Annotated in this window: 12 protein-coding genes; 4 read left to right on the top strand and 8 right to left on the bottom strand. The window is 65.3% G+C overall.

Features of this window, described 5'->3' with window-relative positions:
* Nucleotides 1–4 precede the first annotated feature (4 nt).
* The 4 genes from AB3G31_RS13975 to AB3G31_RS13960 all read right to left on the bottom strand — a co-directional run bounded on the left by AB3G31_RS13975 (nucleotide 5) and on the right by AB3G31_RS13960 (nucleotide 3,384).
* Nucleotides 5–1,117: a succinylglutamate desuccinylase/aspartoacylase family protein gene (locus AB3G31_RS13975; RefSeq protein ID WP_367846687.1), complete on the bottom strand. Its 1,113-nt coding sequence runs from the start codon at nucleotides 1,115–1,117 to the stop codon at nucleotides 5–7.
* A gap of 6 nt (nucleotides 1,118–1,123) precedes the next feature.
* A complete protein-coding gene (locus AB3G31_RS13970; protein ID WP_367846686.1) occupies nucleotides 1,124–1,837 on the bottom strand; it encodes an ABC transporter permease in 714 nt (237 codons plus the stop codon).
* Nucleotides 1,838–1,839: 2 nt separating this feature from the next.
* Nucleotides 1,840–2,526, bottom strand: coding sequence for an ABC transporter permease (locus AB3G31_RS13965; protein WP_367846685.1), 687 nt, complete (start codon nucleotides 2,524–2,526; stop codon nucleotides 1,840–1,842).
* An 87-nt stretch (nucleotides 2,527–2,613) separates the two neighbouring features.
* Nucleotides 2,614–3,384, bottom strand: a complete 771-nt coding sequence (locus AB3G31_RS13960) for a lysine/arginine/ornithine ABC transporter substrate-binding protein (RefSeq protein WP_367846684.1) — start codon at nucleotides 3,382–3,384, stop codon at nucleotides 2,614–2,616.
* Between the two features lie 218 nt (nucleotides 3,385–3,602).
* Here AB3G31_RS13960 and cobT point away from each other — a divergent pair, with 218 nt between their 5' ends.
* The 3 genes from cobT (at nucleotide 3,603) to AB3G31_RS13945 (ending at nucleotide 8,596) form a co-directional block, all read left to right on the top strand.
* A complete protein-coding gene (gene cobT / locus AB3G31_RS13955) occupies nucleotides 3,603–4,622 on the top strand; it encodes a nicotinate-nucleotide--dimethylbenzimidazole phosphoribosyltransferase (protein ID WP_367846683.1) in 1,020 nt (339 codons plus the stop codon).
* A 184-nt stretch (nucleotides 4,623–4,806) separates the two neighbouring features.
* The gene (locus tag AB3G31_RS13950) at nucleotides 4,807–7,059 is read left to right on the top strand and encodes an EAL domain-containing protein (protein ID WP_367846682.1); all 2,253 of its coding nucleotides are present in this window, start codon (nucleotides 4,807–4,809) and stop codon (nucleotides 7,057–7,059) included.
* A gap of 13 nt (nucleotides 7,060–7,072) precedes the next feature.
* Nucleotides 7,073–8,596, top strand: a complete 1,524-nt coding sequence (locus tag AB3G31_RS13945; RefSeq protein ID WP_367846681.1) for a diguanylate cyclase — start codon at nucleotides 7,073–7,075, stop codon at nucleotides 8,594–8,596.
* On the opposite strand, the gene nth is transcribed toward AB3G31_RS13945, so the two are convergent.
* Both nth and AB3G31_RS13935 read right to left on the bottom strand, forming a co-directional pair.
* Nucleotides 8,554–9,210: an endonuclease III gene (gene nth / locus AB3G31_RS13940; protein ID WP_367846680.1), complete on the bottom strand. Its 657-nt coding sequence runs from the start codon at nucleotides 9,208–9,210 to the stop codon at nucleotides 8,554–8,556. The two genes, AB3G31_RS13945 and nth, sit on opposite strands and share 43 nt — an antisense overlap.
* A gap of 19 nt (nucleotides 9,211–9,229) precedes the next feature.
* Nucleotides 9,230–10,030, bottom strand: coding sequence for an HDOD domain-containing protein (locus AB3G31_RS13935; RefSeq protein WP_367846679.1), 801 nt, complete (start codon nucleotides 10,028–10,030; stop codon nucleotides 9,230–9,232).
* Nucleotides 10,031–10,208: 178 nt separating this feature from the next.
* Here AB3G31_RS13935 and AB3G31_RS13930 point away from each other — a divergent pair, with 178 nt between their 5' ends.
* The gene (locus AB3G31_RS13930) at nucleotides 10,209–11,384 is read left to right on the top strand and encodes a PLP-dependent aminotransferase family protein (protein ID WP_367850352.1); all 1,176 of its coding nucleotides are present in this window, start codon (nucleotides 10,209–10,211) and stop codon (nucleotides 11,382–11,384) included.
* A gap of 59 nt (nucleotides 11,385–11,443) precedes the next feature.
* Here AB3G31_RS13930 and AB3G31_RS13925 read toward each other — a convergent pair whose 3' ends face one another.
* Complete coding sequence (locus AB3G31_RS13925; RefSeq protein ID WP_367846678.1) at nucleotides 11,444–12,625, bottom strand: low temperature requirement protein A; 1,182 nt, start codon at nucleotides 12,623–12,625, stop codon at nucleotides 11,444–11,446.
* 129 nt (nucleotides 12,626–12,754) lie between these two features.
* Nucleotides 12,755–14,920, bottom strand: coding sequence for a methyl-accepting chemotaxis protein (locus tag AB3G31_RS13920; RefSeq protein WP_367846677.1), 2,166 nt, complete (start codon nucleotides 14,918–14,920; stop codon nucleotides 12,755–12,757).
* Nucleotides 14,921–14,970 lie beyond the last annotated feature (50 nt).

Genomic DNA, 14,970 nt, shown 5'->3' with positions numbered 1-14,970 from the left:
AAGTTCAAGCGCCCAGCAGGTTGCCGGTGCGAAAGGGCACGCTGCCCGCGATATTGGCCAGGTCGTCGCCAGGCGTGGCGTAGCGCTCGGTGGTACGGGCGTACACCACGCCGGGTACTTCGGCGCGCAAGGCGTGCACCGTGCCGCTGACGGGGTCGATGATTTCGGCCACCAGTTCGCCCAGGGCCAGGCGGTCGCCCGGCTTCGCGGCAAACACCAGCAGGCCGGGCACCGGCGATTTCACAAACTGCGCACCGGCCAGGGGCGTGGCGGCACAGGCCAGTTCGGGCAGGGCCGGTGGCTCGCCAGCCACTGCGCCCAGGTGCTGCAGATAGCCAAAAATCGCATTGGCATCGGCGCGGCCCAGGGCGTGGCTGACATCGCCTTCGCCGCGCAGTTCCACCGTGGTGCTGGCACAGGCCTGGGGAATGGGGTAGGGCAGCTTTTCGGCCAGTTGCCACCAGGGGCCGGACATGCTTTCGTCAAACGACAGGCCGCCCGAGTTTTTGGCCAGCAGCACGGCCTGCGCGCCCAGCAGGCGGGCCAGCGGCTCCATGGCGGGCCAGCAGGGTGTTTCGGTGTAGAGGTGCATCACGGCTTCGCAGTCGCAGTGCAGGTCGAGTACCACGTCCGCATCAAAAGCCATGCCGACCAGATGCTTGCGCTGGCTGGCCAGTTCGGTCTCGGGCTGCCATGCATCCAGATGCGCGGCCATGGCCGCGCGGATGGTGGCCACGTTGGCGGCAGCATCCGAACCCAGCTTACCTTCGACCAGTGGCAGTACAGCGGCGCACAGGTCGGGGAAGTGGCGGTTGAAGTTTTCGGAGGTGTTCAGGTCGAAGCGGCCCATGGGCTTGTGGTCCACCCGCTGCGCCTGCCCGATGGGGTTGGCCATCGGCACCAGGATGATTTCGCCCTGGATCTGGCCGAGTGCCTCGGCCTGCTCCAGCAGGCGGCGCAGGTGGTAGGCGGCCAGCATGCCGGGCAGCTCTTCGGCATGCAGGCTGGCCTGGATGTAGACCTTGGGGCGGGCACCCGGGGTGCCGAAATGGAAGCTGCTCAGGGTCTTCTGGCTGCCAATGCTTTGGCTGCGCAGGAGGTGGTCGGTACGGTACATAGATGGTCAGTGTTTGCGCGGAGCCAGGTAGGCCAGAAAGTGCTTTTCGGCCAGCCGGAACAGGGCGATCAGGGCGAAGGTGCCAATGAGGTACAGGGCGGCGGCAAACAGATAGGCTTCAAACGGCAGGTAGAAGTCGGAGTAGATGCGGCTGGCGGCAGCGGTGATGTCCAGCAGGCCCGGCACGGCGCTGGCCAGGCTGGTGCTTTGCAGCATCATCACCACCTCGTTGCTGTAGGCGGGCAGGGTGCGGCGCATGGCGCTGGGCAACACCACGCGCAGCAGGATCTTGAAGCGGCTCATGCCCAGCGACTGGGCGGCTTCGATCTCGCCTGCGTTGGTCTCGCGGATCGACCCGGCCAGCATCTCGGCGGTGTAGCCTGCGGTGTTGAGTGCAAACGCCAGCAGGGCGCAGAAGAAGGCGTTCTTGAAGTACACCAAGGGCCAGACGGTGTCCCAATGGGCCTGGACCCACTCGAGCTGGGCCAGGCCGTAGTAGATCAGGTACACCTGGATCAGCAGCGGCGTGCCGCGCACCACGAAGGTGTAGGCCCCCACGATGCCAGCCAGAACCTTGTTGTTGCTGGTGAGTGCCAGGGCAAACGCCACGGCCAGCACGGCCCCGATGGCCACGGACGCAAACAGCAGGGTTAGCGTGGTGACAATGCCCTCGCCAAACATGGCCAGGCTGTCGGCACTGAATATGACTTCCCAGTTCATGGTTAAAACGCGATCCGTTTGGTGCCCAGGCTGTAGCGTGCGTTGAGCTTGCGCAGCACGGCCAGCGAGGCCCAGGTGAAGATGAGAAACAGCCCGCCCGCAAACAGCAGGTAGGCAAAGGGCGACCGGGTGGCGGCACTGGCCTGCTTGGCCAGGTAGGTCATTTCCTGCAGGCCGATCAGGCTGACCAGCGCGGTGGACTTGATCAGCACCAGCCAGTTGTTGGTGAAGCCGGGCAGGGCGTAGCGCACCATTTGCGGTGCGGTGATGCGCATGAACGTTTGCCGGGGGGCCATGCCAAAGGCGGCGGCGGCTTCAAACTGGCCGCGTGGAATGGCCATGATGGCGCCGCGAAACGTCTCGGTCATGTAGGCACCGTAGATGAAGCCGAGCGTAAAGACACCGGCAAAAAATGGGTTCAGGTCGAGGGTGGCTTCGCTGCCCGCCATCTCCAGCAGCGCATTCACGCCGATCGTGCCCCCGTAGAACACCAGCAGCATCAGCACCAGGTCTGGAATGCCGCGGATGATGGTGGTGTAGACGGTGGCGGGAATCACCAGCAGCGGGCGGCCCGACAACTTGGCCGCAGCCCCGATCAGGCCCAGCACAACAGATACCGCCAAGGCGGCCAGGGACACCCCGACGGTCAGCACCGCGCCGTTCAAAATGGACCAGTAGTAATCGTTCAAGTGGAGTATCCCGGGAAGAAAAAAACAAGCCGTGGCGGTTGCGGTACAACCTGACCACGGCGCTGAGCCTGGTACTGAGGCTAAGGCTTACTTGGCACCGTAAACGTCAAATTTGAAGTACTTGTCGTTCAGGGTTTTGTAGGTGCCGTTGGCGCGGATGGCGGCGATTGCCGTGTTCAGCTCGTCCTTCAGGGCCTTGTCGCCCTTGCGGATCGCCACACCGGCACCACCGCCGAAGTATTTGGGGATGTACAGCTCTTCGCCCACCGACTTGTAGTCCTTGCCTTCGGGCTTGCTCAAGAAGCCACCGGTGACTTCCACGATGTCGGCCACGGTACCGTCCAGGCGGCCCGATTTGATGTCCAGGTAGACCTGGTCCTGGGCTTCGTAAGGGGTGACGACCACGCCCACCTTTTTCAGCTCGCCATTGGCGTATTTTTCTTGGGTGCTGCCTTTGAGCACGCCGATTTTCTTGCCCTTGAGCGAAGCCAGATCGGTGAACTTGATGTCGTTCTTGACGACGATCTTGCTGGGGGTGTTGTAGTACTTGTTGGTGAAGTCCACCACTTTGAGGCGGTCTTCGGTGATGGACATCGAGCTGATGATGGCGTCGTATTTTTTGGCCTGCAGGCCGGGGATCATGCTGTCCCACACCTGTTCGACAAACACGCATTTGCGTTTGATCTGCTCGCACAGGGCGTTGGCGATGTCCACGTCAAAACCGGTGGGCTTGCCATCGGCGGTCTTGAAGGTGAAGGGTTCGTAGGTCGGGTCGATGGCCACTTTCAGGTCTTTGCCCTGGGCGAATGCGGCGGCAGCCAGTGCGGTCAGTGCGAAGGTCAGAACAATTTTTTTCATCGATATTTCCTGGTAATTCAGTTACGAAAAGTGGCGGAGCCTGTACACAATAACCTACAAATTCTAGGTTCCAGAATGGTGCATGCTTGCTGGTGTTTGCCCTTAATAGCGCTTTGGAAGCAGATGCAATTCTTATACCAGCGGCACTATTAGGCGGGGTAATACCTGTTTTTTCATGTAACGTCCGGGACTTTTATGCCGAACCACGAGCCCCTTGTATGACCTTGTCCGATCTGTCCCATCCCGCCCTGCGCCAGGCCCTGCAAACCAAGTTGGACCAAAAGACCAAGCCCGTCGGATCGCTTGGCGGCCTGGAGGCATTGGCCCTGCAGTTGGGTGAAATTTTGGGCACAGAGGCCCCCCAATTGGTGCAGCCGCAGCTGGTGGTGTTTGCGGGCGACCATGGCCTGGCGGCGCGCGGCGTCTCGGCGTATCCCAGCGATGTGACCTGGCAGATGGTAGAGAACTTTCTGGCGGGCGGTGCCTGCGTGAGTGTGCTGGCGCGCCAGCACGGCTTGGCCCTGACGGTGGTCGACTGCGGCGTGCGCCACGACTTCACGCCACGCCCGGGCCTGTTGGACTACAAGATCGCCTACGGCACGGCCGACAGCCTCGACGGGCCGGCCATGGATGCGCTGGATTGCGAGCGCGCGGTTGCCCAGGGCCGTGCCATCGTCAAGGGTTTGCCCGGCAATGTGCTGTTGCTGGGCGAAATGGGCATTGGCAATACCTCGGCCGCGTCGCTGCTAATGGCGCGGCTGACCGGCTTGTCCGTTGCCGAGTGCACCGGCGCGGGCACCGGGCTGGACACGGCGGGCCTGGAGCGCAAAGTGGCGGTGCTGACCCGGGTGCTGGAGCGCCATGCGGCGGTCAAAGACCCGTTGCACGCGATGGAGGTGTTTGGCGGCTTCGAGATGGCCACCATGCTGGGCGCGGTGCTGCAGGCGGCCCAGGAGCGGCGGGTGGTGGTGGTGGACGGCTTCATCACCACCGCCGTAGTGATGGTGGCGCATGCCCTGCAGCCGCTGGTGCTGCAACGCTGCGTGTTTGCCCACCGCTCGGGCGAGCGCGGCCACAGCCAACTGCTGCACCACCTGGGTGCGCAACCCCTGCTCGACATCGGGCTGCGGCTGGGCGAGGGCTCGGGCGCGGCACTGGCCTGGCCGCTGCTGCAGTCGGCCTGCCTGGTGCTGGCCGAGATGGCAAGTTTTGCGTCCGCCGGCGTGGATGCTATTTAATTTATAGCTTCTTGTGCTGATGGGATGGTCGTGAGAGGCTAATTTGATGCTTAACTATTGGCGTGTGTGGTGGCCGGGTGGCCCGCGGCATGCCAAGGGTTTGCGTGGTGAGTAGCCGCCCAAACTTGTCCGCTATCGCGCATGCTGGTTGGTAAACTGGATTGAATACTTTCACAATGCGGCCATGCCCATTTCACGTCTGCTCGCGCTGATCGATCCAGAGGCCAACCCGGCAGGCGGTGTCTATGGGCTGGTGCCACAAGACTCCGTGCGCCAGTTGCTGGAGGTGGTCAGCCAAAGCCACAACGCTTTCATCGTGGGTGGACCCGACACCCGCATCACCTATGCCAATGCGGGCTTCACCAGCATGTTTGGCTACACCTTGGACGAGGTACTGGGCCGCACCGTCAGCGCCTCCTTGTCGGGGCCGCATACCGATATGCAGGTTGTGGAGCGCATCAAGCGCGAATTGAAGCAGCCCGGCGGGGGGCGCGCCGACATCCTGCTCTACACCAAGGCCGGGCGGCCGCTGTGGGTGTCGGTGGTGGCCAATCCGCTGTTCGATGCCGAGGGCCGCTTCAACGGCGTGGTGGGCGTGCTGGCCGACATCACCCTGACCAAAATGCACGAGGTGTTGCAGTACAAGCTGCTGCACGCCATGGCCGAAGAGCTGCCCTTGGCGCAATTGATGGCCCTGGTCTGCCGCGAGGTGGAGCGCATCGCCCCCGAGGTGGTGGCCTCCATTCTGGCGGTGGACGCCCAGGGGCAGCTACAGCCCTTGGCTGGCCCCAGCCTGCCGGTCGAACTATCCAATGCGATTGCCGGTCTCTGCATCGGCCCTGCCGTGGGCTCGTGCGGGACCGCCGCCTGGCGGGGCGATCCGGTGACGGTGACCGACATTGCCACCGATCCGCTGTGGGCCCCGTTCACCCATTTGATCCTGCCGTATGGCCTGTTGGCCTGCTGGTCCAGCCCCATCAAGGCCCACGATGGCCGGGTGCTGGGAACCTTTGCGTTTTACTACCGCACCCGGCGTGGCCCCGACGCATTTCACCAGCGGCTGGTGGATGTGAGCCTGCACCTGTGCGCGTTGGCCATGGAGCGCGAAGAGGCACGCGCGCACATCCACCACCTGGCTTTTTTCGATGCGCTGACCAGTCTGCCCAACCGCAAGATGCTGCGCACCAAGGCCGAGCGGGCGGTCGCCGAGGCCCTGCGCTCCCAAGAGCCGCTGGCCCTGTTGTTTATCAATATCGACCGCTTCAAACACGTCAACGAAGAGCAGGGCCATGGCGCAGGCGACGTGCTGTTGAGCGAAATTGCCAACCGGCTCAGCCTGGAGGTGCGGGGCCGCGACCTGGTGGGCCGCCAGGCGGGCGACGAGTTTGTGGCGGTACTGACCGGGTGCAGCACCGAGGAAGCCGCCCTGGCCGCCGAGCGCCTGTTGGCCGCCATTGCCGCGCCGCTGGTGCTGCCCTCGGGTGTCACCGTGCACCCCAATGCCAGCGTGGGCGTGGCCATGTTCCCCGAAGACGGGCACGACTTCGACACCTTGCTGCGCCAGGCCGATCTGGCCATGCACCAGGCCAAGCACGATGGGCGCGGCTGCCTGCGCTTTTTCAACGACGCCATGAACCGCCGCACGCTGGAGCGCCTGTCGCTGGAGGCCGATCTGCGCGAAGCATTGCGCCTGGGGCAGTTGCAGCTGCACTACCAGCCGCAGGTCAGCGGCCCGGCGGGCTCGGTGCTCTACGGGGTGGAGGCTTTGGCGCGCTGGCAGCATCCGCGCCGCGGCGCGGTGCCGCCCGACCAGTTCATCCCGCTGGCCGAAGAATGCGGGCTGATCGACGAACTCAGCCGCTGGGGCCTGGGGGAAGCCTGCCGCCAGATGGCCGACTGGCGCGCCCGTGGCGTGGCCGTGCCCCGGGTGGCGGTCAACCTGTCGGCCCGCAACTTCCAAAACCCCGGTCTTCCCGCGCTGGTGGCCGACTTGCTGCGCCAGCACGGCCTGTGCCCGCAAGATTTGACGCTGGAGATGACCGAAAGCGTGGTCATGGACACCACCGCCGGTGTGCCCGCCACCATCGACGCGGTACATGCCCTGGGCGTGCACCTGTCGCTGGACGACTTTGGCACCGGCTATTCTTCGCTGGGCTATCTGCACCGCCTGCCGATCCATGAGCTCAAGCTGGACAAGAGCTTTGTGCAGGACCTGGCCGACAACGCCGCCGCCCGCGCGCTGACCAACACCGTGCTGCGCATCGGCGACGGCCTGGACCTGACGGTGGTGGCCGAAGGGGTGGAAACCGCCATGCAGGCCGAATTTCTGACCGCCCGCGGTTGCCGGGTGCAGCAGGGATATTTGTACGCCCGCCCGCTGCCCGCCGATGGGCTGGAGCAATGGTTGGTCGGCCGGCGTGCCGATACCGGGCCCTGAGGTAGCCCAGACCATGCCCACCGTGACCCGTGAACCGGCGCAGGAGGCATTGCAAAACCACCTGGGTTTCGCACGCCGCAGCTATTACTCGCGCATGGTCGGGCTGGCATTGGGGTTTGTGATGATCGCTGCGGTCCTGGTCCAGATCGCTGCGCCTGCGTGGATGTGGCTGGGCCCGGCCCTGCACTGCTTTGTGGGGCCGCATGTGGCGTGGTGGCTGGCGCGGCGTTCGCCCAACCCGCGCGAGGCCGAGCGCTGCAACCTGTTGGTCGACCACTTTCTGGGCGGCGTGTGGATGGTGCTGATGCAGTTCAACCTGCTGCCCAGCGTGCTGGCGGTCAGCTTGTTGAGCATGGACTCCATGGCCGGGGGCGGGGTGCGCCTGGTGGTGCGCGGCCTGGTCTTGCAGGCCTTGGGGGTGGCTCTGGGCGTGGCCTTTTTGGGCCTGCACCTGCAGCTGGACGCCACCCGCTGGACCCTGCTGGCCTGCCTGCCGCTGCTGGTGTGCCAGCCGATTTTGATCAGCCTGATAGCGCGCAGGGCTATCCACCGGCTGAAGCAACAAAGCCGGGCACTGGAACACCAGAGCCAGCACGACGGCTTGTCGGGCCTGTACAACCGCAGCCATTGGGAACTGCTGGTGCGCGCCGAGTTTGCCCGGTTTCGCCGCCAGAACCAGCCGGCCGTGCTGGTGATGGCTGACCTGGACCACTTCAAGCGCATCAACGACCTGTACGGCCACGCTGCGGGCGACCAGGCCATCAGCCGCTTTGCCGCCGCCCTGCAACGCGTGCTGCGGGAAACCGATGTCTGTGGCCGCTACGGTGGAGAAGAGTTTGGTCTGCTGCTGTCCATGACCTCGGCCAGCGACGCCCGCGAGGTGCTGGACCGCCTGCGCCGCAATCTGCACGACCAGCCGCTGCTGGACGGCGTGCTGGTCACTGCCAGCTTTGGCGTGGCCGAGCTCACCGCCGACGTGCCCACCGTGGAGGCCTGGCTGCGCCTGGCCGACCAAATGCTGTACCGCGCCAAACACCGGGGGCGCGACTGCGTGGTGGCGTTGGGCGAAGACACCCCCAGCCAGCCCGGTGCGTTATTGCCGGTACCCACCCGTCCCAGCTATAGCACCCCGGCGGCCTTGGGCGACCCGCTGCGGGTGACGCAGCTGCTGGCCGGCCTGGAAATATCCGAAGCCCCGTTTGCCTTGTTTGACCCGTCGGACCGGCTGGCAGTGGCCAACAAGGCTTTTCTACAGATGTTTGCCGTGCCACCCGATGCCATGAGTTTTGCCGACGTAGTCCGCCATAGCTATACCCACCGGGTCGGTCCGCGCATTGCCACCGACGACATCGAAGCCTGGCTGCGGGCGGCAGACGGCAAGCGGCGCAGCCAGCCGCAGCGCAATTTTTTGGTGGACATGTGCGATGGCCGCTGGTTCCAGGTATTTGAAACCTCGTACAGCGACGGCTGGCTGATGCTGCTGCTGTTTGAAACTCAGCCCGCCGCCGTACCCGCCTCCGCCGCCGTCTTGGGCTGAAAGTCGCAGAACTGGGCCACGCCGCACTGCCAACACAGCGGCTTGCGGGCCTGGCATATGTAGCGGCCATGCAGGATCAGCCAATGGTGTGCGTCCACCAGGTATTCAGGTGGAATGCGCTTCAACAAGCCTTTTTCCACCTCCGCCGGGGTCTTGCCCGGGGCCAGCCCGGTGCGGTTGCCCAGGCGAAAGATGTGCGTATCCACCGCCATGGTGGGCTCGCCAAAAGCCACGTTGAGCACCACGTTGGCGGTCTTGCGGCCCACGCCGGGCAGGGCCTCCAGCGCCTCGCGGGTGCGTGGCACCTGGCCGCCGTGCAGTTGCACCAGCATCTGGCAGGTTTGCAGCAGGTGTTTGGCCTTGCTGTGGTACAGGCCGATGGTCTTGATATAGCCCTCCAGCCCGTCCAGTCCCAGGTCCAGAATGGCCTGGGGCGTGTGGGCCACGGGGAACAGACGGCGGGTGGCCTTGTTGACCCCCACGTCGGTGGCCTGGGCCGACAGCAGCACGGCGGTGAGAAGCTCGAACACACTGGTGTACTCCAGCTCGGTCACCGGCATCGGGTTGGCGGCCTGGAGGGTGGCAAAAAATCCGGCAATAGCGTCGCGTTTCATGCCGGGATGATGCCCCAGATCAATTGACTTGGATGAATGAGTCGGGAAGCGGGAACTTGGCGCGCATCCACTCGGGGTTGAGTTGCAGCTTCTTCACCACCTCTTCGGGCAGTGCGTCCAGCATTTCGGGGCCGCCGGGGGGCATGTCGGCCAGCAGCATGGCCAGGTGGACGATGCCGCCCAGGCGGTTGAAGGGCTTGGCTTCCAGGGGCTCGGAGCTGGTGTCAAGTGCCCGCACGATCTCGGCGGGGAAGTTCCAGCGGCGTGCCAGCTCGGCGGTGATCTGGCCTTCGCTGAAGCCGGTGAGCTTGGTTTCGCGCTCCCAGCGGCCACCGGGCTGGTGCGGCAGTTTTTCAATCTCGGCCAGGCTGGCGGGCTGCACCTGGGCAATCATCAGCTCGCCCAGGCGCACCATCATGCTGGCCAGCCAGGCTTCGCTGCCGTCCAGCCCCAGGTGGGCCGCCAGCCACTGCGCATAGCCCGCGCTGACCATGCAGCTGTGCCAGAAGTCGGTACGGCTCAAGCCATCGACCACCGGAAACGCACCGTCCATGGACGCGGCCAGGCCCAGCGTGCGCACCCGGCCCATGCCCACCAGGCTGATGGCATCGCCCACCGAGCTCACGCTGCGGCTCAGGCCAAAACTGGCGCTATTGGCCAGCCGCAGCAGCTTGGCGGTGAGCGTGGAGTCCTTGGCGATGATGGCCGCCACCTGCGCTCCGGTGGCGTCCTCGTCGTTCAGCGTGCGGATCAGCGCATGGCCGACCTCGGACATGACGGGCAACTTGACCGTTTGGAAAAATACGGCGATGTCGGGCATGGAGCGTCCTGTGGTTTGGGTTTGAATTAATTGGTTACATCGAACCCCATTCTGAACGATTTATGGGGCGATTTTGGGTATGTAAACCCCGCATTTCAACCGTCTGGAGCGGCGGCGCGCAGATTGGCGACAATGCACCCCCGAAAGCGAGTAAATCCCTATGTCCTTGCCTGTTTCCCTGCCGTTTGCCGACCGCCTCCAAAACGTCGAAACCTCCGCCATCCGCGAACTCTTCAAGCTGCTGGGCACGCCCGGCATCATCAGTTTTGCGGGCGGCTTCCCCGACCCGGCGCTGTTCGATGTGGAGGGCATTGCCGCCTCCACCGCCGCCGTGCTGGCCACCAACCCCGGCCCGGTGCTGCAATACGGTGCCACAGAGGGCTTCAACCCGCTGCGCGAGCAGCTCAGCCGCTTCATGGCGAACAAGGGTGCCACCGTGGCCCCGGACGGCCTGATCGTCACCACCGGTAGCCAGCAGGCGCTGGACCTGGTGGGCAAGACCATGATCAACCCCGGCGACAAAGTCATCGTCGAAGGGCCCACCTTTCTGGCCACCATCCAGTGCTTTCGCCTGTACGGCGCGCACATCATCAGCGCACCCATCGACGCCAACGGCGTGGACGTGGACGCGCTGGAAAAGCTTATCGACGAACACCAGCCGAAGCTGGTCTACCTGATCCCCACCTTCGGCAACCCCAGCGGTGCCACGCTGAGCCTGGAGCGGCGCAAACGCATTCTGGAAATTGCGGTGCGCACCCAGACGCTGGTGGTCGAAGACGACCCCTACGGCGAGCTGTACTTTGACCAGCCGCCGCCGCCCAGCATGCTGGCCCTGAGCGACGGCGTGCCCGGCAGCCGCGAATGGCTGGTGCACTGCGGCTCGATGAGCAAGATTTTGAGCCCCGGTCTGCGCGTGGGCTGGATGATTGCCCCGCCCGCGCTGCTGGCCGCCGCCACCATGTGCAAGCAGTTCAGCGATGCCCACACCAGCAACCTGACCCAGGCCACCGCCGCCCACTACCTGACGCTGAACCGCCTGGACAGCACGCTGGCCGTGGTGCGCAAAACCTACGCCGAGCGCGCCCGGGTCATGGCCGCCAGCCTGCAACGCGAGTTGGGCGGCGCCATCACCTTCAACGCGCCGCAGGGCGGCATGTTCTTCTGGGCCCGCCTGACCGAAGGGCGCGACGCGGGCGCGTTTGCCAAGCGCGCCATCGAGAAGCTGGTGGCCTTTGTGCCCGGCGCGCCGTTTTTTGCCCACGACCCCGACCTGTCCACCCTGCGCCTGAGCTTCGCCACGGTGGGGGTAGAGAAGATCGAAGAGGGCATTGCCCGCCTGGGCCAGGCCCTTTGATTGCTATTATTTAAGTAGCTTCCCACGCTGAAGGAATAAGCGCGGGAAGGCTATTTAGTTTATTTTTTGCGCAACGAGCGCGATTCCCAGATGGCCACGATCCACAGCACCCCCGCGGTGGCCGCCGACAGCGCCATCGCGTCCAGCGCATGCTGGCTGGCCGGAATGCACAGCAGGCCCAGCAGCACCAGCCCCACGGCGTGCGACAGCGGCGGGTAAGCCCGCGTAGCGGTCACCCACTTGAACAACGCCGTACCCAGCAGGTACAGCACCGGGCCGCCCAGGATGGCGACCATGGCCGGGTTGTCGGCATGGGCGGGGTGGGCCAGCACCAGCTCGTCGGCCACGGCGCAGACGATGATGCCGGCCACGATCAGGATGTGCATGTAGGTATAGGCCACGCGGGCCTGGCGGCCGGTGTGCGCGGAATGCACGATGCTGTGGTGGCCCTGCTCGGCACCGATGGCAAAGTACAGCCACCACATGGCCACCGTACCCGCAAAGGTGGTGATGAAGGCCGCCAGGCTGGTGCCGTCCCAGGCATGGGTGGCAAAGGTGGCACCGCTGACCAGCAGCGACTCGCCCAGCGCGATGATCACAAACAGGGCGCAGCGCTCGGCCATGTGGCTGCCGTCCACGTCCCAGTCCTGCAGGCTGGAGCGGCCCAGGCCGGGCACCCAGAAGTACATCCAGGGCCCGCCGGTGTCCAGCGCCAGGGCCAGCACCCACCAGGCCAGGCGGACCGACCCTTCGCTCCAGCCACCCGCCAGCCAGCACACGCCGGCCAACATCATCCACACCACAATGCGCTGGAAGTTGCGCACCATGGCCACGCGCTCGCCCCGCACAGCCCACAAAAAGAACAGCGTGCGGCCCACCTGCATCACCACGTAGGCCAGCGCAAAGGCCCAGCCCTTGTCGCCAAACGCCTGCGGGATGGAGGCCGACAGCACCAGCCCGGCCAGCATCAGCGCGAACAGGGCGATGCGCACCGGCGGGCGGTTCGGGTCCAGCCAGTTGGTTACCCAGGAGGTGTAGATCCACACCCACCACACGGCCAGCAGCAGCAGGCCGATGCGCAGGCTGTTGTCCCAGCCCAGATCGGCCAGCAGGCCGTGCGAGAGCTGGGTGATGGCGAATGCGAAAACCAGGTCAAAAAACAGTTCGATGTTTTCGACCTTGCCGCCGTCCTGGCGGTTGCGCAGCAGGCTGCGGCGGGTGTGCGTTGAAGCGGAATGCATGGCCGTGGCCTCCGGGGCGGCAGTATCGATAAAAAGTGCTGCTACCGCTGATTCAATAAGCGGTAGCAGCTATTTTTATGGTAGCAAAAAACGGCCCGATTTCAGCTTGCCTGTGCCTGCGCAAATGTATTAAAAGGTTTCCCAGTCGCTCTCGTCCGTGGCCTGGCGGGTGGGGGCCTTGGCGGGCGCGGCGGCGATGCGGGGCGGGGCGGGCGCTGCTTTGCGCGGGGCGCTGGCAGGGCGGATGGGTGGGGCCGGCAGGGGCTGGGCAGTGGGCTTGGGGACGGCAAGTGGGCGGGCGGCAACCCGTGGGACGGGGGTTTGGTCGCCGCCAAGCTTGAACACGGCGACCGTCTGCACCAGGTCTTGCGCCTGGCTTTTCAGGCCGCTGGCGGCAGCGGCCATTTCCTCTACCAAGGCGGCGTTTTGCTGGGTGGTCTGGTCCATTTGCCGAATGGCCTCGCCCACCTGGGTGACGCCCAGGGCCTGGTCCTGGCTGGCGGCGCTGATCTCGCCCATGATGTGGGTCACGCGGCGGATGCTGTCGGCCACTTCGGTCATGGTGGTGCCCGCCCGGTCTACCAGGGCCGTGCCTTGTTCGACCCGCGCCACGCTGGCGCTGATCAGGGTCTTGATCTCTTTGGCGGCCTCGGCCGAGCGACCGGCCAGGCTGCGCACCTCGCTGGCCACCACCGCAAAACCGCGGCCTTGCTCGCCAGCGCGGGCGGCTTCCACCGCGGCATTGAGCGCCAGGATGTTGGTCTGGAAGGCAATGCCGTCGATCACGCCAATGATGTCGGCGATCTTGCGCGAGGCGTCGTTGATGCCCTTCATGGTCTCCACCACCTGGCCGACCACCGCGCCGCCCTGTGCGGCGACGGTGGAGGCGGTCAGCGCCAGCTGGTTGGCCTGCTGGGCGCTGCTGGCGTTTTGGCGCACGGTGGCGCTGAGTTCTTCCATCGAGGCGGCGGTCTGTTCCAGGGCGCTGGCCTGTTGCTCGGTGCGGGCCGACAGGTCGTGGTTGCCCTGGGCGATTTCGGCACTCGAGTCCGCAACGCTGTCGGCGCTGAGGTGCACCCGCCGCAGCACGGTGTGGATCTTGGCCACGAACTGGTTGAAGCCGGTACCGATGGTGGCCAGCTCGTCGTGGCCCTGCACCTCCAGCTTGATGCCCAGGTCGGCATCGGCGCTGGCCAGGCCGGCCATGGCCTGGCTCAGCGAGCGCAGTGGCCGGGTCAGCCGGTACACCACGGCCACCAGGATCAGCGCGGTGGCCACGGCGCAGATGAGCGCCACCATCAGGGTGTAGCCCAGCAGGTCGCGGGCGGTGGCCGTGGCCACGCTGTGCGGAAAGCTCACCCGCACGCTCCAGGGTGCGGTGTCGGCGGTCACGGCCAGCGGCTGCAGCAGGTGCACTATGTTTTGCGCGTCCCGGTACTCAAAGGGCTGGCCCTGGCGGATGCGTTCCAGCCCCTCGGCGGGGATGTCGTCGGCTTTTTTGCCGATGCGCTGCACATCCGGGTTGCTGGCATACAGGCCGCCGTTGGATACCAGGGCCAGCTTGCTGCCCTCCAGGGGTTTGAGTTCGGCCAGGATCTGGCCAAAGCGGGTCAGCGTGAAGTCGGCACTGGCAACACCCTGGAACTTGCCATCCACCAGGATGGGCGCGACCAGCGAGGCCATGAGCACGTCCTTGCCGTCGATCGGGTAGACATAGGGCTCGGTGAAGAAGGGCTTGCCGCTGGCCTTGGGGATGTCGTACCAGTCGTTGGCACCGGCTCCCGTGCCAAACACGATGGGTTCCACGTGCACGCCGCCGCCCGGAGCCCGGGTCCAGTAGGGCATGTAGCGGCCGGTGTCGTCGTAGCCAGGCTTTTTGCCTGCGTACTCGGCATCTTTACCGTCCAGCGCGTTGGGCTCCCAGGTCACGGCCGAGCCGATGAAGTCGCTGGAGCTGAACAGCGCCGCCTGCGCCATCTCGTCGATTTGTTCGCGCGCGATGGGCAGGTTGGCTTGCCGGGTGGCGCGCATGGATGCCGCCAGGCTGGCGACCGTGGCCATATTGGCGGCGATGCGGGTGTGCAAGGTGCCTGCAGCCTCGCGGGCCGAGGTGCGCGCCAGATTCATGGTGGCGACCTCGGCGCTGGTGCTGCTTTTGATCCCGATCGCGGCCGAGGTGATCCCCAAAGACAGCACCACCAGCAGGCTGGCGGCGGCGCAGATCTTGGCGTTGAGGGATAGGTGGAACCCGAGACGGGACGGGGCTTGGGACAAAGTGGGCGTGGCCAGGTTCATGGGGGCTTCCGGGTTGCAATTGCAGCGGGCAGAAAATCCGTATGGTGTGT

This window comes from Rhodoferax sp. WC2427, from assembly GCF_040822085.1.
Taxonomy (GTDB): Bacteria; Pseudomonadota; Gammaproteobacteria; order Burkholderiales; family Burkholderiaceae_C; genus Rhodoferax_B.
The sequence above is the reverse complement of the archived record's forward strand: the minus strand, read 5'-3'. Positions and strand labels throughout refer to the sequence as shown.

What these genes read in the sequence shown, in the direction of transcription:
- AB3G31_RS13975 (WP_367846687.1), bottom strand. Translation starts at nt 1,117, where the DNA reads ATGTACCGTACCGACCACCTCCTGCGCAGCCAAAGCATTGGCAGCCAG.
- AB3G31_RS13970 (WP_367846686.1), bottom strand. Translation starts at nt 1,837, where the DNA reads ATGAACTGGGAAGTCATATTCAGTGCCGACAGCCTGGCCATGTTTGGC.
- AB3G31_RS13960 (WP_367846684.1), bottom strand. Translation starts at nt 3,384, where the DNA reads ATGAAAAAAATTGTTCTGACCTTCGCACTGACCGCACTGGCTGCCGCC.
- cobT (WP_367846683.1), top strand. Translation starts at nt 3,603, where the DNA reads ATGACCTTGTCCGATCTGTCCCATCCCGCCCTGCGCCAGGCCCTGCAA.
- AB3G31_RS13950 (WP_367846682.1), top strand. Translation starts at nt 4,807, where the DNA reads ATGCCCATTTCACGTCTGCTCGCGCTGATCGATCCAGAGGCCAACCCG.
- AB3G31_RS13945 (WP_367846681.1), top strand. Translation starts at nt 7,073, where the DNA reads ATGCCCACCGTGACCCGTGAACCGGCGCAGGAGGCATTGCAAAACCAC.
- nth (WP_367846680.1), bottom strand. Translation starts at nt 9,210, where the DNA reads ATGAAACGCGACGCTATTGCCGGATTTTTTGCCACCCTCCAGGCCGCC.
- AB3G31_RS13935 (WP_367846679.1), bottom strand. Translation starts at nt 10,030, where the DNA reads ATGCCCGACATCGCCGTATTTTTCCAAACGGTCAAGTTGCCCGTCATG.
- AB3G31_RS13925 (WP_367846678.1), bottom strand. Translation starts at nt 12,625, where the DNA reads ATGCATTCCGCTTCAACGCACACCCGCCGCAGCCTGCTGCGCAACCGC.
- AB3G31_RS13920 (WP_367846677.1), bottom strand. Translation starts at nt 14,920, where the DNA reads ATGAACCTGGCCACGCCCACTTTGTCCCAAGCCCCGTCCCGTCTCGGG.